19 protein-coding genes are annotated in these 16,068 nt (G+C 71.9%); 1 reads left to right on the top strand and 18 read right to left on the bottom strand.

The window, feature by feature from the left end; all coding sequences use genetic code 11:
* Positions 1–17 precede the first annotated feature (17 nt).
* From ENKNEFLB_RS09295 to ENKNEFLB_RS22880, 3 genes are read right to left on the bottom strand one after another with little or no spacing between them, the layout of a single operon-like run.
* On the bottom strand, positions 18–2,072 hold the full coding sequence (locus tag ENKNEFLB_RS09295; RefSeq protein WP_214058931.1) for a protein meaA: 2,055 nt from the start codon (positions 2,070–2,072) through the stop codon (positions 18–20).
* A gap of 33 nt (positions 2,073–2,105) precedes the next feature.
* Positions 2,106–2,705: a hypothetical protein gene (locus tag ENKNEFLB_RS09290; RefSeq protein ID WP_214058930.1), complete on the bottom strand. Its 600-nt coding sequence runs from the start codon at positions 2,703–2,705 to the stop codon at positions 2,106–2,108.
* Between the two features lie 24 nt (positions 2,706–2,729).
* Positions 2,730–2,858 (bottom strand): hypothetical protein, encoded by a 129-nt coding sequence (locus ENKNEFLB_RS22880; protein WP_275955955.1) that lies wholly within the window; start codon positions 2,856–2,858, stop codon positions 2,730–2,732.
* A 182-nt stretch (positions 2,859–3,040) separates the two neighbouring features.
* Between ENKNEFLB_RS22880 and ENKNEFLB_RS09285 the strand changes: the two genes are divergently transcribed.
* Positions 3,041–3,616, top strand: coding sequence for a cob(I)yrinic acid a,c-diamide adenosyltransferase (locus ENKNEFLB_RS09285; protein WP_214058929.1), 576 nt, complete (start codon positions 3,041–3,043; stop codon positions 3,614–3,616).
* Here ENKNEFLB_RS09285 and ENKNEFLB_RS09280 read toward each other — a convergent pair whose 3' ends face one another.
* The 15 genes from ENKNEFLB_RS09280 to prmC form a co-directional block, all read right to left on the bottom strand.
* A complete protein-coding gene (locus ENKNEFLB_RS09280; RefSeq protein WP_246535927.1) occupies positions 3,617–4,804 on the bottom strand; it encodes an MFS transporter in 1,188 nt (395 codons plus the stop codon). It lies immediately after the preceding gene.
* A complete protein-coding gene (locus ENKNEFLB_RS09275; RefSeq protein ID WP_214058928.1) occupies positions 4,801–5,241 on the bottom strand; it encodes a DUF2550 domain-containing protein in 441 nt (146 codons plus the stop codon). Before ENKNEFLB_RS09275 ends, ENKNEFLB_RS09280 begins: the two co-directional genes overlap by 4 nt.
* 163 nt (positions 5,242–5,404) lie before the next feature.
* Entirely contained in the window at positions 5,405–5,794 is a 390-nt protein-coding gene (locus ENKNEFLB_RS09270; protein WP_214058927.1) for a F0F1 ATP synthase subunit epsilon, read from the bottom strand.
* A complete protein-coding gene (gene atpD, locus ENKNEFLB_RS09265; protein WP_214058926.1) occupies positions 5,794–7,251 on the bottom strand; it encodes a F0F1 ATP synthase subunit beta in 1,458 nt (485 codons plus the stop codon). Before atpD ends, ENKNEFLB_RS09270 begins: the two co-directional genes overlap by 1 nt.
* Before the next feature lie 2 nt (positions 7,252–7,253).
* Positions 7,254–8,168: a F0F1 ATP synthase subunit gamma gene (locus tag ENKNEFLB_RS09260; protein WP_214058925.1), complete on the bottom strand. Its 915-nt coding sequence runs from the start codon at positions 8,166–8,168 to the stop codon at positions 7,254–7,256.
* Between the two features lie 2 nt (positions 8,169–8,170).
* Complete coding sequence (gene atpA / locus ENKNEFLB_RS09255; RefSeq protein ID WP_214058924.1) at positions 8,171–9,805, bottom strand: F0F1 ATP synthase subunit alpha; 1,635 nt, start codon at positions 9,803–9,805, stop codon at positions 8,171–8,173.
* A 50-nt stretch (positions 9,806–9,855) separates the two neighbouring features.
* Positions 9,856–10,677 carry a F0F1 ATP synthase subunit delta gene (locus ENKNEFLB_RS09250; protein ID WP_214058923.1) on the bottom strand — a complete coding sequence of 274 codons (822 nt, stop codon included), beginning with the start codon at positions 10,675–10,677 and terminating at the stop codon, positions 9,856–9,858.
* Positions 10,677–11,222, bottom strand: coding sequence for a F0F1 ATP synthase subunit B (locus tag ENKNEFLB_RS09245; protein WP_214058922.1), 546 nt, complete (start codon positions 11,220–11,222; stop codon positions 10,677–10,679). The genes ENKNEFLB_RS09250 and ENKNEFLB_RS09245 overlap by 1 nt, the downstream gene beginning before the upstream one ends.
* Positions 11,223–11,261: 39 nt before the next feature.
* Positions 11,262–11,468 (bottom strand): ATP synthase F0 subunit C, encoded by a 207-nt coding sequence (gene atpE, locus ENKNEFLB_RS09240; RefSeq protein WP_160006291.1) that lies wholly within the window; start codon positions 11,466–11,468, stop codon positions 11,262–11,264.
* 35 nt (positions 11,469–11,503) lie between these two features.
* Entirely contained in the window at positions 11,504–12,304 is an 801-nt protein-coding gene (atpB, locus tag ENKNEFLB_RS09235) for a F0F1 ATP synthase subunit A (RefSeq protein ID WP_214058921.1), read from the bottom strand.
* Positions 12,305–12,317: 13 nt separating this feature from the next.
* Entirely contained in the window at positions 12,318–12,620 is a 303-nt protein-coding gene (locus tag ENKNEFLB_RS09230) for an AtpZ/AtpI family protein (RefSeq protein WP_214058920.1), read from the bottom strand.
* A gap of 33 nt (positions 12,621–12,653) precedes the next feature.
* Positions 12,654–13,046: a hypothetical protein gene (locus ENKNEFLB_RS09225; protein WP_214058919.1), complete on the bottom strand. Its 393-nt coding sequence runs from the start codon at positions 13,044–13,046 to the stop codon at positions 12,654–12,656.
* A 139-nt stretch (positions 13,047–13,185) separates the two neighbouring features.
* Positions 13,186–14,370 (bottom strand): glycosyltransferase family 4 protein, encoded by a 1,185-nt coding sequence (locus ENKNEFLB_RS09220; protein ID WP_214058918.1) that lies wholly within the window; start codon positions 14,368–14,370, stop codon positions 13,186–13,188.
* 9 nt (positions 14,371–14,379) lie between these two features.
* Positions 14,380–15,180 carry an L-threonylcarbamoyladenylate synthase gene (locus ENKNEFLB_RS09215; RefSeq protein ID WP_246535926.1) on the bottom strand — a complete coding sequence of 267 codons (801 nt, stop codon included), beginning with the start codon at positions 15,178–15,180 and terminating at the stop codon, positions 14,380–14,382.
* 39 nt (positions 15,181–15,219) lie between these two features.
* On the bottom strand, positions 15,220–16,062 hold the full coding sequence (gene prmC, locus ENKNEFLB_RS09210; RefSeq protein ID WP_214058917.1) for a peptide chain release factor N(5)-glutamine methyltransferase: 843 nt from the start codon (positions 16,060–16,062) through the stop codon (positions 15,220–15,222).
* Positions 16,063–16,068: the final 6 nt, after the last annotated feature.

Genomic DNA, 16,068 nt, shown 5'->3' with positions numbered 1-16,068 from the left:
GCCACGCCGGGCCCCGCTCAGACCGTGACGCCGGCGTCGAGTCCGTGCGCGGCCCGGATGACGTCGACGATCCCGCCCATGATCTCGGTCATCCCGAAGTCCTTGGGCGTGTAGACCGCGGCGACCCCGGACCGGAGCAGCTCCCGGGCGTCGGAGTCGGGGATGATCCCGCCGACCACGACCGGGACGTCGTCGAGCCCGGCGGCGTTCAGACCGGCGATCACGTCGGGCACCAGGGACATGTGGGACCCGGAGAGGATCGAGAGACCCACGCAGTGCACGTCCTCGGCCACCGCCGCGGCCACGATCTCGGCCGGGGTCAGCCGGATCCCCTGGTAGACCACCTCGAAGCCGGCGTCACGTGCCCGCACCGCGATCTGCTCCGCGCCGTTCGAGTGGCCGTCCAGCCCCGGCTTGCCGACGAGCAGCCGCAGCCGCCCGCCCAGCTCGGCACCGGTCTCGCGCACCCGCTCGCGCACCTCGGCCAGGGCGGTGCCGGTGTGGGTCACGTGCACCGCGCCCCCCACGCCGGTCGGCGCCCGGAACTCCCCGAACACCTCGCGCAGCGTGCCGGCCCACTCCCCCGTCGTCGCGCCGGCCCGCGCCGCGGCGAGGGTCGCGTGCATCAGGTTGGTGTCGGTCTGCGCGTCCGCCGCGAGCCGGGCCAGGGCCGCGGTCACGGCGTCCTCGTCGCGGTCGGCCTTCCAGCGCGACACGCTGTCCAGCGCGGCCTGCTCGGCCGCCGGGTCGGCGGCCTGGATCGCGCCGTCGAGGTCGGCGGTGAGCGGGTTGGGCTCGGTGGTGGTGAAGACGTTGACGCCGACGATCTTCTCCTCGCCCCCCTCGATCCGCGCCCGGCGGGTGGCGTGCGCCGCGACCAGCGCCTGCTTCATGTAGCCGGACTCGACCGCGGCGATCGCGCCGCCCATCCCCTCGACGCGTTCCATCTCGGCCCGGGCGCTCGCGACGAGCTCGGCGACCTTGGCCTCGACCACCTTGCTGCCCTCGAAGAGGTCCTCGTACTCGAGCAGGTCGGACTCGAAGGCCAGCACCTGCTGCAGGCGCAGGGACCACTGCTGGTCCCACGGCCGCGGCAGGCCGAGCGCCTCGTTCCAGGCCGGCAGCTGGACCGCACGCGCGCGGGCGTCCTTGGACAGCGTCACGCCGAGCATCTCCAGCACGATCCGCTGCACGTTGTTCTCGGGCTGCGCCTCGGTCAGGCCCAGGGAGTTGACCTGGACCCCGTAGCGGAACCGGCGCATCTTGGGGTCGGTCACGCCGTACCGCTCGCTCGTGATCTCGTCCCAGAGCTGCACGAAGGCGCGCATCTTGCACATCTCCTCGACGAAGCGCACCCCGGCGTTGACGAAGAAGGAGATCCGGCCGACGACCCTGCCGAAGTCCTCCTCGGAGACCTGCCCCGAGTCCCGGACCTGGTCCAGGACCGCGATCGCGGTGCTCAGCGAGTACGCCAGCTCCTGGGTCGGCGTCGCCCCGGCCTCCTGCAGGTGGTAGCTGCAGATGTTGATCGGGTTCCACTTCGGGATCTCGTGGACGGTGTAGGCCACGACGTCGGCGATCAGGCGCAGCGAGTGCTGCGGGCCGAAGACGTAGGTCCCGCGGGAGAGGTACTCCTTGATGATGTCGTTCTGGGTCGTGCCGGCCAGCTGGTGGGCCACCTCGGTGGGGTCGAGGTCGGGGTTCTGCTCCTCCGCCGCCACCTGGTAGAGCGCGAGCAGCCACATCGCGGTGGCGTTGATCGTCATCGAGGTGTTCATCTGCGTGATCGGGATGTCCTCGAACAGCCGGCGCATCTCACCCAGGTGCGGCACCGGCACGCCGACCTTGCCGACCTCGCCGCGACTCAGCGGGGAGTCGGGGTCGTAGCCGGTCTGCGTCGGCAGGTCGAAGGCGACCGACAGCCCGGTCTGGCCCTTGGCCAGGTTGGTCCGGTAGAGCGCGTTGGAGGCCGCGGCCGTGGAGTGGCCGGCGTAGGTGCGCATGACCCACGGGCGGTCCTTCTCCGGACGCGTCGGGGCGACGATCTGCAGGTCCGGCTCGGGCTGGGTCATGCTTGGCAGGGTAGGGCGCCGGTTACCGACCAGTCACCTGTCCGACGTGTGGGCTATCACACCCGTACGGCGGGCCACGACCGCCAGGGCGGCACTGCCGGCTCCCAGCAGCAGCATCCCGAGCACGCCGAGCGGGGAGAAGATGTGCTCGGTGTGCACCAGCCAGGCCCCGGGCAGGAGCACCAGCCCGACCAGGCCGCCGACCCCCAGGGCCCGCACCCGGTCCGCGAGCAGCACGACCACGCAGGCCAGCAGCGCCCAGGACCCGACCTCGCCGAGGGGCGTGCCGATCCGGAACATCAGCGACACGGCCTCGGGACGGGGCACGTCGGGGCCGAGCTGGCGCGTGACGTAGCCCGCGCCGATCCCGCTGACCACGTCGAGGGCGGTGTAGAAGGTGGCGTAGACGTAGGCCGTCGCCCGCACCACCCAGGCCACCACGTCGCGGCGACCGGCCACCAGGTCGGCCAGCGCCCAGCCGACCAGCGGGAAGACCAGCAGGCCCGGCAGGTGCAGCAGGTACCACAGCTGGGCTGTGTCGTAGTTCAGCCCGGTGGGGTGGAAGAGGCCGGCGGCGGCCAGGACGACGCCCGGCAGGGCCAGGAGCAGCGGGTAGGCACGGGACTCACGCATGGCCCCACTGTGCCGGGTGCGGGGTCACCCCGCAGCGGCGCCCGGGCAGCTGCAGCTCTCGCGGGTCAGCCACCAGCCGTCGCGCACGACCGCCTCGTGGCGGCAGGCCAGGCCGTGCCAGTCGTGGGTGCAGTACTCGCAGGTCCCGGACACGGGGCCTCCTCGGGGGTCACGCCGGCACGGCCGACGGCGGAAGGTGCGGGGGCGGCACTGCCCTCGTGAACAGGTACCAGCCTGCCCGGTCGGGCAGGTCGACCACAGGGGTGAGGCCGGATCGCGACCGACCTCACACAGCGCGACGCAGGGTGGTCGGGGCCGTGTCCTAGGCTCCGGGCATGGTCAACCTCACGCGCATCTACACCCGGACCGGCGATGCGGGCGAGACCCGGCTCGGCGACATGAGCCTGACGACGAAGAACGACCTGCGGCTGCACGCGTACGCCGACGTCGACGAGGCCAACGCCGCCATCGGCGTCGCGCTGGCCCACGGCGGGCTGGAGGACGACGTCGTCGCCCTGCTGACGCGCGTGCAGAACGACCTCTTCGACGTCGGCGCGGACCTGTGCACCCCGGTGGTGCCCGACCCCGAGTACCCGCCGCTGCGCATCGAGCAGGACTACGTCGACCGCCTCGAGGGCTGGTGCGACCACTACAACGAGCCGTTGGAGGCCCTGCGGTCGTTCGTCCTGAACGGGGGCACGGTCCCGGCCGCCCACCTCCACGTGGCCCGCACCGTGGTGCGGCGTGCCGAGCGCGCGGGCTGGGCCGCCTGGGCCGAGCACGGCGAGGTGATGAACAAGCTCTCCCTGACCTACCTGAACCGGCTCTCGGACCTGCTGTTCATCCTGGCCCGTCACGCCAACCGCCACCAGGGCGACGTCGCCTGGGTGCCCGGCGGCGAGCGCGGCTGACTACCGGCCGACCCGCTCCGGCGGTACGACCGGCTCCGGGCGGGCCGCCAGCACGGTGAGCAGCGCCGGACCCATCAGCGCCGCGACGAGCAGCAGCGCCTCGAGGGTGCCCACCGCGTCGCCCAGCCAGCCCAGCAGCGGCGGTCCGGCGAGGAACGCCGCGTACCCGATCGTGGAGACCACGCTCAGCCGGGCGGCGGCGTGCCGCGGGTCGTCGGCGGCCGCGCTCATCCCGACCGGGAAGCCGAGGGCCGCGCCCAGGCCCCACAGCACGATGCCGACGACGACCACGACGGTGCTGCCGGGCAGCACGACCAGCAGGACGCCGACGCCGGCGGTCGCCGCCCCGGCAGCGAGCACCCGCGGGCGCCCCCAGCGGTCGAGGACCGGCGGACCCAGCACCCGCCCGACCGTCATCGCGGCCACGAACAGCGCGAAGCCGGCGACCCCCACCGCGTCGGCGGCCCCGTGACCGTCGATCAGGGCCAGCGACAACCAGTCGTTGGCGCTGCCCTCGGCGACGGCGAAGCAGAGCACCATCAGGCCGATGACGAGCGTGCGCGGCTCGGTCCAGGCGCCGAGGGCCGGCGGAACCACCCCGGCGGCGCCGGCGGGCGCTGCGGGGGCCTCGTGGAACACCGCGGTGGCCCGCCACGAGGCGATCAGGGCGAGCGCGCCGACGACGCCGAGGTGCGGCAGGACGGGCAGGTCGACCCACAGCACGCCCGCCCCGAGCAGGGCCCCGGCGACGCTGCCGAGGCTGAACCCCGCGTGCAGCCGGGGCATCAGGGTCCGCGCCCGGTCGCGCTCGACCTCGGCGCCCTCGGCGTTCATCGCCACGTCCCACAGCCCGATGCCCACGCCGACGGCCAGCAGGCCCGCCGCCGCGAGGGGCACCGACCCGGTGAGGTCCACCGCGACGCCGAGCACCACCAGGCCGAGCACGCCGGTCAGCGCGCCGGCCCGCAGCACCGTCGCCACGCCCAGGCCCTGGATCAGTCGCCCGGCGGTCGGCAGGGACAGCACCGAGCCGACCGCGGCGCACAGCAGCAGCAGGCCCAGGGGCCCGTTGGCCAGGTCCAGGCCGCGACGGACGTCCGGGACGCGCGAGAACAGCGAGGCCATCAGCACGCCGTTGACGACGAAGACGACGACCACCGGGCGTACCCCCGTCGAGCTGCCGCTCACCGTGACCAGTCGGTGCCCGGTCGCCGGGCCTCCAGCCACGACTGGAACCCGGTCAGCGACGCCGGGCTCATCGCGAGCTCGACGTGCTCCCCGCGCGACTGGCAGCAGATCACCAGGTGGTCCGGGTAGAGCGTGTGCCGCTCGGGGCCCTGCGGCTCACGACGGCCGTCGTAGACGAGCTCCCCGCGCCGCCAGCTGGACCGGGGCCGGGGCGAGAGGGAGAACACCCGGAACCACTCCAGCGAGTCCTCGGTGTAGCGGCCCATGCCGAGCACCCAGCCGCGGTCGGGGCGTTGCTGGTGGAGCCGGTGGGAGACCTCGAACGTCCCTCCGCGCCGGGCGAGCCAGCGCCGACGCAGCACGAGGGCGAGCCCGTAGAGGAGGACGCCGAGCAGCAGCAGTCCGGCGACGTCGATGACCCACTGCCACCAGGGCACCCGCCGGACCTCCTCGTCGATCGAGGCAGGGCACGACCTCGCGCCCCACGCCAGGAACCCTAGCCCGGGCGGGCGGGGTGACCTGCGCGGCCCTCACCCGGGACGCAGGACGGGCGGGACCCCGGTGGGGGTCCCGCCCGTCAGGCGTGGTGCGCGCGCCGCTTCAGGAGGCGCGCTCGACCGCACGGAGCCGGGCCTCGGCCCGGCGGATGCGGCGCTCGGACTCGTCCACGTCGCCGACGTCCCGGGCGGTGTCGAGCTCGGCACGGACCTCGTCGACGTTGACCTCCTCGGACAGCACCGCGCGCTCGGACAGCACCGAGACGCGGTCACCGGCCACGGAGAGGAACCCGCCGTCGACCACGGCGACGGTGACGTTGCCCTCGTCGTCGGTGATCTCCACGACCGCGTCGGTGAGCAGCGCCAGCATCGGCGCGTGGCCGCGCAGCACGCCCACGTCGCCCTCGACCGTGCGGGCGATGATCATCTCGGCCCGCCCCGACCACACGGTGCGGTCCGCAGCGACCAGCTCGACCTGCAGGTGCTCGGCCATCAGAGGTTCTTCTGGATCTCGGCCCACTTCGCCTCGACGTCGTCGAGACCGCCGCACATGAAGAAGGCCTGCTCGGCGACGTGGTCGTACTCGCCGTCGGCGATCTTGTTGAAGGCCTCGATGGTGTCCTTGACGGGCACGGTCGAGCCCTCGATGCCGGTGAACTGCTTGGCGACGTAGGTGTTCTGCGACAGGAACCGCTGGATGCGGCGGGCCCGCGACACGATGACCTTGTCCTCCTCGGACAGCTCGTCGACGCCGAGGATCGCGATGATGTCCTGGAGCTCCTTGTTGCGCTGCAGGATCTGCTTGATCCGGATCGCGCAGTCGTAGTGCTCCTGACCGATGTACTGCGGGTCGAGGATCCGCGACGTCGAGGTGAGCGGGTCCACCGCGGGGTAGATGCCGAGCGAGGCGATCTCGCGGGACAGCTCCGTGGTGGCGTCGAGGTGCGCGAAGGTGGTGGCCGGCGCCGGGTCGGTGTAGTCGTCGGCGGGCACGTAGATCGCCTGCATCGAGGTGATCGAGTGGCCACGCGTCGAGGTGATCCGCTCCTGCAGCAGGCCCATCTCGTCGGCGAGGGTGGGCTGGTAGCCCACCGCGGAGGGCATCCGCCCCAGCAGGGTCGACACCTCGGACCCCGCCTGGGTGAAGCGGAAGATGTTGTCGATGAAGAGCAGCACGTCCTGCTGCTGCACGTCGCGGAAGTACTCCGCCATCGTCAGCGCGGACAGGGCGACCCGCAGGCGCGTGCCCGGCGGCTCGTCCATCTGGCCGAACACCAGGGCGGTCTGCCCGAGCACCCCGGCCTCCTCCATCTCGACCATGAGGTCGTTGCCCTCACGGGTGCGCTCGCCGACCCCGGCGAACACCGACACACCACCGTGGTTGGTCGCCACGCGGGCGATCATCTCCTGGATGAGCACGGTCTTGCCCACACCGGCGCCGCCGAACAGGCCGATCTTGCCGCCGAGGACGTAGGGCGTGAGCAGGTCGATGACCTTGATGCCGGTCTCGAACATCTCGGTCTTGGACTCGAGCTGGTCGAAGGCCGGGGCCTTGCGGTGGATCCCCCAGCGCTCGGTGACCTCGAGCTGCTGGCCCTCCTCGAGGTTCAGGCACTCGCCGAGGGTGTTGAACACCTTGCCGAGGGTGCCGTCGCCGACGGGGACCGTGATCGGGCCGCCGGTGTCACGCACCTGGGCGCCGCGGACCAGGCCGTCGGTGGGCTGCAGCGACACGGCGCGGACCATGCCGTCGCCGATGTGCAGGGAGACCTCGAGGGACAGGGTCCGCTCGTTGCCGGCCAGGCTCAGCTCGGTCTCCAGCAGGTTGTAGATGTCGGGCATCTGGTCGACGGGGAACTCCACGTCGACCACGGGGCCGATGACGCGGGCGACCCGGCCGACAGCACCCTGCTGCGAGGTCTCGGTGGTCTCATCGATGGTGGCGGTCATTCTCAATCACTCCCGGCTTGTGAGTCGGCGAGCGCGTTGACGCCACCGACGATCTCGCTGATTTCTTGGGTGATCCCGGCCTGACGGGCCTGGTTCGCGATGCGCTTGTACTTCTTGATCAGCTCGTCGGCGTTGTCCGTGGCCGACTTCATCGCCTTCTGGCGGGCGGCGAGCTCGGAGGCGGCAGCCTGGAGCAGGCAGAAGAAGATCCTGCTCTGGACGTACTGCGGCAGCAGCCCGTCGAGCACGGCCTCGGCCGACGGCTCGAACTCGTACAGCGGCAGCACCTCGGCGTCGCCGGGCGACTCCTCGCCCTCGACGACCTCGAGCGGCAGCATCCGGATGTCGGTCGGCTCCTGGGTCAGCATGGAGCGGAACCGGGTGTAGACCACGTGGACCTCGTCCACGTCGCCCTCCTCGCCCTGCTCCTTGAGGAAGGAGTCGATCAGCGCGGTGCCGATCTCGGCTGCCACGTCGTAGGTCGGCTGGTCGGAGAAACCCGTCCACGCCTGCACCACCGGACGCTGGCGGAACTTGAAGTACGCCTCGCCCTTGCGGCCGGTGAGGTACCAGTCGACCTCCTTGCCCTCGCCCCGCAGCTTCTCGGCGAGGCGCTCGGCCTCCCTCAGGACGCTCGAGGAGTAGGCGCCGGCCAGGCCGCGGTCGCTGGTGATCACGAGCACGGCGGCCCGCTTGGGGTCCTCCTGCTCGTGGGTCAGCGGGTGGTCGACGTTGGAGAAGGTGGCGACCGCCGAGACCGCCCGGGTGAGCTCCCGGGCGTACGGCGCCGCCGCCTGGGCGCGCTGCTGAGCCTTGATGATGCGGGACGCGGCGATGAGCTCCATCGCGCGCGTGATCTTCTTCATCGACTCGGTCGACTTGATCCGCGCGCGGTACTCGCGCAGGGACACAGCCATGGTCAGCCCCGCTTCTGCTTGACGATCTGCTCCTGCTCGACGTCCTCGTCCTCGAGGGCCTCGTGATCCTCGCGGCCGGCCTTCAGCGACCCGCCGTCCGAGGTCTCGAACTGGTCCAGGAAGGAGTCGTAGGCGGAGATCAGGCCGTCCTCGTCCTCGAACTTCAGGCTCTCCCGGATGCCGGAGAGGATGCCCTCGTGCGAGCGGCTGAGGTAGTCGATGAACTCCTGCTCGAAGCGGAGCACGTCGCCGACCGGGACCCGGTCAAGACGCCCGGACGTGCCCAGCCACAGCGAGACGGTCATGTGGTCGATCGGGTACGGCGAGTAGGCCGACTGCTTGAGCAGGGCCATCAGGCGCTGTCCGCGGTCGAGCTGCTGGCGCGAGGCCGCGTCGAGGTCGGAGGCGAACATCGCGAACGCCTCCATGGCGCGGAACTGCGCCAGGTCCACCTTCAGCGACCCGGTGACGGCCTTCATCGCCTTCGTCATCGCCGCGCCGCCCACCCGGGAGACCGAGACGCCCACGTCGATGGCCGGGCGCTGGTTGGCCGCGAACAGGTCGGACTGCAGGAAGATCTGGCCGTCGGTGATCGAGATGACGTTGGTCGGGATGAACGCCGAGACGTCGTTGGCCTGGGTCTCGATGATCGGCAGCCCGGTCATCGAGCCGGCGCCGAGGTCGTCGGAGAGCTTCGCGCACCGCTCGAGGAGCCGGCTGTGCAGGTAGAACACGTCACCGGGGTAGGCCTCACGGCCCGGCGGGCGACGCAGCAGCAGCGACACGGCGCGGTAGGCCTCGGCCTGGCGGGTCAGGTCGTCGAACACGATCAGGACGTGCTTGCCCTCGTACATCCAGTGCTGGCCGATGGCCGAGCCGGTGTACGGCGCGAGGTACTTGAACCCGGCGGAGTCCGAGGCCGGGGCCGCGACGATGGTGGTGTACTCCATCGCGCCGGCCTCCTCGAAGACGCCGCGGACGGCCGCGATGGTCGAGCCCTTCTGACCGATCGACACGTAGATGCAGCGGACCTGCTTGTCGGGGTCGCCCGAGTCCCAGTTGCGCTTCTGGTTGATGATCGTGTCGATCGCGATGGTGCTCTTGCCCGTCGCGCGGTCGCCGATGATGAGCTGGCGCTGGCCGCGACCGATCGGGGTCAGGGCGTCGATCGCCTTGATCCCGGTGGCCATCGGCTCGTGCACGGACTTCCGCTCCACCACGGAGGGCGCCTGCAGCTCCAGCGGCCGGCGCTCGGTGGACTCGACCTCGCCCTGACCGTCGATGGGGTTGCCCAGCGGGTCCACCACGCGGCCGAGGTAGGAGTCGCCCACCGGCACGGAGAGGACCTCGCCGGTGCGACGCACCGTCTGCCCCTCCTCGATGGCGGAGAAGTCACCCAGGATGACCACGCCGATCTCGCGGGTGTCGAGGTTCAGGGCCAGGCCGCGGGTGCCGTCCTCGAACTCGAGCAGCTCGTTGGCCATCGCCGAGGGCAGCCCGGAGACACGCGCGATGCCGTCACCGGCGGAGGCGACCGTGCCGACCTCCTCACGGCTCGAGGCGTCGGGCTGGTAGTCGGCGACGTACTTGGCCAGCGCGTCGCGGATCTCCTCCGGCCGGATGGAGAGCTCCGTCATGGTGGTGCCTTCTCTCTTCGTTCGTCAGTCGGTGGGGTCGTGGGCCGGCGTCAGCCGGCGGTGCCGGCCAGGCGTCGGCGGGCGTCGGCGAGGCGGGAGGAGACGGTGCCGTCGATGACGTCGTCCCCGATCTCCACGCGCACGCCGCCGATCACGCCGGGGTCGACCACCTGGTTGAGGTGGACCGGCCGGTCGTACTGGCGCTGCAGGGCCTGCTCGAGGCGCCGGGCCTCGTCGTCGGTGAGCGCCTTGGCCACCCGGACGGTGGCCACACGCTCGCCGTGCACCCGGGCGGCGACCTTCTGGTACTCCTCGAGCGCAGCGGTGACCGTGCGGTAGGTGCTGGTCACCGCCTGGACGACCAGACGGACCGTGGCGTCCAGGAAGCGCGAGCCCAGGACGTCCCGGACCAGCCCCTCCTTGGCCGCGACGTCCCGGACGGGGTCCGAGAGCGCGTCGCGCAGCTCGTGCTGCTGCTTGACGGCCTGGCGGACCGCGAAGAGCTCGTCGGCGAGCCGCTCGGACTCGTCGCCGGCGGACCGGACCGCTGCGACCACCGCGAGGTGCTCGAAGGCGGCCGGCAGGTCACCGGCAGAGGTCCAGCGGCGTGCGGCGCCCGCCGTGACCAGCTCCAGGCTCTGGGCGTCGACGGAGCCGCCGAACACCTCCGAGGCCAGACCGGTCCTGGCCTCCGTGGGCAGCGAGCCGTCGGTGAGGAAGCGCCGCAGCGAGCCCTCGCTACGCAGGGTCGCGGCCACCGTCACCAGGTCGCCGGCCATGGTCGCCGCGCGACCGGGCTCGCCCCGGACCTGCTCGGCGAGCTGGTCGCCGAGCACGGCGGCACTGTCGGAGGAGGCACCGCGGAACTGCATCAGCTGACCCCGCTCCCGGTCGTGGTGTCGGTCTCCAGGTCGGCCAGGAAGCGGTCGACCACGCGGTTGGCGCGGTCGTCGTCCTCCAGGCTCTCGCCCACGATACGACCCGCGAGCCCGGTGGCCAGCGAGCCGACCTCAGCGCGGAGCTGGGCGACGGCCTGCTGACGCTCGGCCTCGATCTGGGCCTTGCCGTGCTCGACGATGCGCGTCGACTCCGCCTGGCCCTGCTCGCGCATCTCGGCGACGATCTGGGCGCCCTGCTCGCGGGCCTCCTCACGGATGCGAGAGGCCTCCTGCCGGGCGTCGGCGAGCCGCTTCTCGAGCTCGGCGAGCTTGGCGTCGGCCTCGGCCTGCTTGGTCTCGGCCGAGGCCAGACCGCCCTCGATGGCCTTCGTTCGTGCCTCGAAGGTCTGCTCGAAGTTCGGCACCACGAACTTCTTCACGGCGAAGAAGAGGATGCCGAAGGCCACGAGCGCGAGGACGACCTCCACCGGCTCGACCGCGAGCGGCATCGGCTCCGCGGCTTGGGGAATCAGCAACATCGGTCAGTCCTTGTCTTCAGTTGCGTCCGGGTGGAAGAGCTAGTTCAGGACGAAGGCGAGGGCGATACCGATGATGGCCAGCGCCTCGGCGAGGGCGAACCCGAGGATCGCGATCGACTGCAGGCGGCTCTGGGCCTCGGGCTGACGGGCGACGCCGTTGATGTACGCGGCGAAGATCAGGCCGATGCCGATGCCGGGGCCGATGGCGGCCAGGCCGTAGCCGATCATGTTCAGGGAGCCGGTCATGGCTTCTGTTCCTTTCGGTTTCTTTTTCTGTGCTCTCAGTGCTCGTCTGCGACGGCACCGGAGATGTACATGGCGTTCAGGAGCACGAAGACGTACGCCTGAAGGAACTGCACCAGCAGCTCCAGGAAGGTGATCAGGATGAACAGCACCCAGGCCAGGATCCCGGCCGGCTTGACCAGCAGGGAGCCCTCGAGGAGCAGGTACTCACCACCGATCGCGAACAGGATCACCAGCAGGTGGCCGGCGAACATGTTGGCGAACAGACGCAGGGCCAGGGTGACCGGCCGCACGATGATGTTGGAGAAGAACTCCAGCGGGATCAGCAGGACGAGGATCGGTCCGGTGATGTTCGCCGGGACGCACTGCAGCTTGAGGTAGCCGAAGAACCCGTGCCGCGACATGCCGGCCAGGTTGTAGATCAGCCAGCTCAGCCCGGCGAGGGCGTAGGCCATGCTCGCGCGGCTGAACGTCGGGAACTGGATGAACGGGATCGACCCGAACCAGTTGTTGAGGAGGAGGAAGAAGAACAGCGCGAACAGGTACGGCGTGTAGCGCGCGAAGTCGTGCTGGCCGATGATGTCGCGGCTGATCGAGTTCCGCACGAACGAGTACCCGGCCTCACCCATGTACTGCAGCCGGCCGGGGACCATGGCCCGCTGCCGGATGGCGAGGTAGAAGAATCCGAACACCAGGATCGCGGCGAGCACGAGCTGGAGCATGGGCTTGGTCACGCCGATCCCGGCCACGCTGAACACGGGCGGGAGGTCGAAGGTGCTCGGCCCGGGCGGGACGAACTCCTCCGCTGCTCGGACGACGGACGCGGCGGCAAGACTCACCGGTGGACTCCTACTACGTCGGGTCGGGATGCTGGTCGGACTGCGGATCGTGCTGCGGGTCGTGCTGAGCCCGATGCTCGCTGTCGCGAGGGAAGCGGGGCAAGGCGTCGAAGCGGGAGATGGTCAGGTAGATCCCCAGCACGGCTCCGAACAGGATGCCGATCGCGACGAGGAAGCTGGTCCCGAGCCACTGGTCGGCCCACCACCCCACGAGCCCGTAGACCGCGACGCCGGACACCACGTAGCCGAATGCGTGCCACGGGTCGCCCTGCGGACCGCGTTCCGAGGTCGGGGACGGCGGGTCCTGCTTGCTCATTGCGCTCCGGACGATAGCAGCCGGTGGAGGTCATCAGTGACCCCCCTCGTCGAGCCGACCCGGCCCGGCGTCCGCCAGGTCGTAGACCGGGAGACGCGTCGTGGTGTGCAGGCGGACCTGAACCGCGAGCCACAGCATGGTGGCCCCGATGACGCCCCCGCCGAGCCATCCGCGGTCGAGCACGTCCCCCAGGAGACCGGACCCGTCGAGGGCGGCGAGAAGCAGGAGGACCAGCACGACCTGGAGCGTGAAGGTCAGCAGCGCGACCATCAGCGACGCCACCGGCAGGACCCCGGCCACCGCGTCGACCATCAGGCTGCCGCCGACCAGGACGACCAGGACGAGGCCCACGCCGACCAGCACGCCGGACGCGGCCGCACCGCCGTCGACGAGCGCTGCGACGGCAGCTCCGAGGAGGCCCAGCACGGCCGTCGAGGCGGCCGATCGGACCAGCAGACGGGCGCCGGACGGAGGTACGGCTCGACGGTCTGCGGACCGGGCGGGTCTGTCGGTCGTCATCATCGGCGGCCGTCCTGTCGCGGTTCAGCAGGGCTCGTGAAAACTATCACAAAGTCTGCGGGGTCTCCGCGTCGGCCGGTGGGAGCGGGGTCTCCCCCGGCCCGGGCCCGCCCTCGAGACCGAGGTGGCGGCGGTGCAGCTGGGGCACCACGAAGGTCAGCAGGAGCACCAGGACCGCCATCACGCCCAGCGAGGACCACATCTTCCAGCCGACGTAGAGGCTCGCCAGGACCGTGCCGAAGGCCACCAGGGCGGCCCACAGCCACATGATCAGCACCGCCCGCCGCTGGGAGTGGCCGATCTCGAGCAGCCGGTGGTGCAGGTGCTTCTTGTCCGGGGCGAAGGGCGAGCGCCCCTTCGCGGTGCGTCGCAGGACCGCGAGCACCAGGTCGGCCATCGGCACGACCAGGATCAGCACCGGCAGCAGCACCGGCAGGAAGGTGGCCAGCAGGCTGGTGGAGGCGGTGCCGGTCAGCGCGGTGCCGTTGAACTGGGTGGTCAGGGTCAGCGCGGTGGACGACAGCACCAGGCCGATCAGCATCGAGCCGCTGTCGCCCATGAAGAGCCGGGCCGGGTGCCAGTTGTGCGGGAGGAATCCGACGCAGGCCCCGCCCAGGGCGGCCGACAGCAGTGCCCCGGTAGTGGCCAGCGACAGGTCCGCGCGGTCGGCCAGGGTGTAGCTGAAGACGAAGAAGGCGATCGCGCCGATCCCGACCACCCCGGCGGCCAGCCCGTCGAGACCGTCGACGAAGTTGACCGCGTTGACGGTCGCGACGACCACGACGGCGGTCAGCAGCGCCCCCTGGGCCGGGTCGAGGGAGAACAGGGTGCCGTCGGGCTGCGGGAAGAAGCGGAACTGCAGACCCGAGCCGATCAGCAGGGCCACCGCGAGGATCTGCCCGCCGAGCTTGGTCAGCGCATCGATGTCGAAGATGTCGTCCAGGACGCCCACGGCGCACACCAGCGCCCCGGCGACGATCACCACGCCGGCGTCCTCGAAGACGAACGGGCTGCTCTGGGACAGGAACGGCAGCTGACGGGCCACGAGGTAGGCCGCCACCAGGCCGCCGAGCATGGCCAGGCCACCCAGGTACGGCACCGGCACCGCGTGCACGTCGCGGTCCCGGACCTGCGCCACCGCACCGGTGCGGATCGCGATCTCCCGCGCCACCACCGTCAGCAGGTAGGTGACGGCGGCGGCGACCAGGAACACCAGCAGGTACTCGCGCACGGCCCCGGGTCAGCTCCCCTCGAGGACCAGGGAGGCCCCGAGCGGCTCGAGGACCGCGTTCAGCTGCTCCAGCGACAGGGCGCCGACCCGCAGCACCCGACCCTGGGTGCCGGTCACGTCGACGATCGTGCTGGCCTCTCCCCCGGGCGACGGTCCGTCGTCGACGACCACGGCCACCTCGTCACCGAGCATGTCGAGGGCGTGCTCGGCGTCCGTGGCGGCCGGGCTGCCGGTCAGGTTGGCCGAGCTGACGGCGAGCGGGCCGGTGCGTTCGAGGACGGCCAGGGCGACCGGGTGGTCGGGCATCCGGACCGCGACCGTGCCCTTGGCCTCGCCGAGGTCCCACTGCAGCGAGGGCTGCTGGCGGGCGACCAGGGTCAGCGGACCGGGCCAGAACGCGTCGATCAGCGGGCGGGCGTAGCCCGGCAGCGCCACGACGAGGGCGTCGACCGTCGCCGCCGAGCTGATCAGCACCGGCGGCGGCATCTCCCGCCCACGGCCCTTGGCGTCGAGCAGGTCGGCGACGGCGTCGGCGTCGAAGGCGTCTGCGGCCAGCCCGTAGACGGTGTCGGTGGGGATGATCACGAGCCGCCCGCGCTGCAGGGCCGACGTCGCGGCGGCGACCGCGTCCTCGCGCTGCTCGTCGGTGGCCGTCGGCCAGAGCTCGCCCGTGACGTCCTCCGCCGACCCGTCGTCCAGGTCGTCGTCCAGGTCGTCGTCCAGGTCGTCGTCCAGGTCGTCGTCGAGGCCGTCCGACGGGTCCTGGGCCGTGTCGTCGGGGGCCGGGTCGGCCTGCGGGTCGCGGGTCACGCGGTGCTCCTCGTCGTCACGGTCGGTGCTGGGCCAGCCTCATCGTGCCAGGCGGGCCGTGGTGAACCGTGGACGCCCGGCGAGGTCGTGGTGGTCGGCCACCTCGGTCCAGGCCCCCGCGCCGGCCAGCACGGCCGGGACGGCGTCGCCCTGCACGTCGGCGTGCTCGACACCGAGCACCCCGCCGCGGCGCAGGAGGACCTGGGCGCGGACCGCCAGCACCCGTACCGCGTCGAGACCGTCGTCGCCGGAGAACAGGGCGAGGTGGGGGTCGTGGTCCCGGGCCTCGGGCGCCACCGACTCCCACGCCTCCAGGGGGACGTAGGGCGGGTTGCTGACCACGACGTCGACCTGGCCGGCCAGGTCGTCGAAGGCGGTGGCCAGGTCGCCGTGGCGCAGGTCGACGCCGGTCCCGGACAGGTTGCGCTCGGCCCACGCGTACGCCTGCTCGTCGAGCTCGACGGCGTGCACCCGGGCGTGCGGCGCCTCGGCGGCCAGGGCCGCGGCGATGGCGCCGCTGCCGGTGCCGAGGTCGACGACGACCGGGTCCTCGAGCTCGGCGAGGCGCTCCAGGGCCCAGCCGGCCAGGAGCTCGGTCTCGGGGCGGGGCACGAAGACACCCGGACCCACGGCCAGCTCCACCGTGCGGAACCAGGCGCTGCCGGTGAGGTGCTGCAGCGGCTCGCGCGCCGCGCGTCGCAGCAGGAGCGCCTCGAAGGCCTCGACGTCGGCCGCGGCGACGTCGTCGACGAGCACCAGGGCGCCCCGGGGCCGTCCGAGGACGTGGGCCAGCAGCAGCTCGGCGTCGGTGCGGGCGCTGGCCACGCCGGCGTCGTCGAGCCGGCGGGTCGCGCCGGCCAGCAGGTCGCGTCGGGAGGACACCGCGGC

Source organism: Nocardioides aquaticus, assembly GCF_018459925.1.
GTDB classification, from domain to species: Bacteria; Actinomycetota; Actinomycetes; order Propionibacteriales; family Nocardioidaceae; genus Nocardioides; species Nocardioides aquaticus.
This window is presented reverse-complemented; position numbering and strand designations above follow the sequence as displayed.

Excerpts from the sequence above, each read along its gene's own strand:
- ENKNEFLB_RS09295 (WP_214058931.1), bottom strand. The coding sequence starts at position 2,072 with ATGACCCAGCCCGAGCCGGACCTGCAGATCGTCGCCCCGACGCGTCCG.
- ENKNEFLB_RS09290 (WP_214058930.1), bottom strand. The coding sequence starts at position 2,705 with ATGCGTGAGTCCCGTGCCTACCCGCTGCTCCTGGCCCTGCCGGGCGTC.
- ENKNEFLB_RS09285 (WP_214058929.1), top strand. The coding sequence starts at position 3,041 with ATGGTCAACCTCACGCGCATCTACACCCGGACCGGCGATGCGGGCGAG.
- ENKNEFLB_RS09270 (WP_214058927.1), bottom strand. The coding sequence starts at position 5,794 with ATGGCCGAGCACCTGCAGGTCGAGCTGGTCGCTGCGGACCGCACCGTG.
- atpD (WP_214058926.1), bottom strand. The coding sequence starts at position 7,251 with ATGACCGCCACCATCGATGAGACCACCGAGACCTCGCAGCAGGGTGCT.
- ENKNEFLB_RS09260 (WP_214058925.1), bottom strand. The coding sequence starts at position 8,168 with ATGGCTGTGTCCCTGCGCGAGTACCGCGCGCGGATCAAGTCGACCGAG.
- atpA (WP_214058924.1), bottom strand. The coding sequence starts at position 9,805 with ATGACGGAGCTCTCCATCCGGCCGGAGGAGATCCGCGACGCGCTGGCC.
- ENKNEFLB_RS09250 (WP_214058923.1), bottom strand. The coding sequence starts at position 10,677 with ATGCAGTTCCGCGGTGCCTCCTCCGACAGTGCCGCCGTGCTCGGCGAC.
- ENKNEFLB_RS09245 (WP_214058922.1), bottom strand. The coding sequence starts at position 11,222 with ATGTTGCTGATTCCCCAAGCCGCGGAGCCGATGCCGCTCGCGGTCGAG.
- atpE (WP_160006291.1), bottom strand. The coding sequence starts at position 11,468 with ATGACCGGCTCCCTGAACATGATCGGCTACGGCCTGGCCGCCATCGGC.
- ENKNEFLB_RS09230 (WP_214058920.1), bottom strand. The coding sequence starts at position 12,620 with ATGAGCAAGCAGGACCCGCCGTCCCCGACCTCGGAACGCGGTCCGCAG.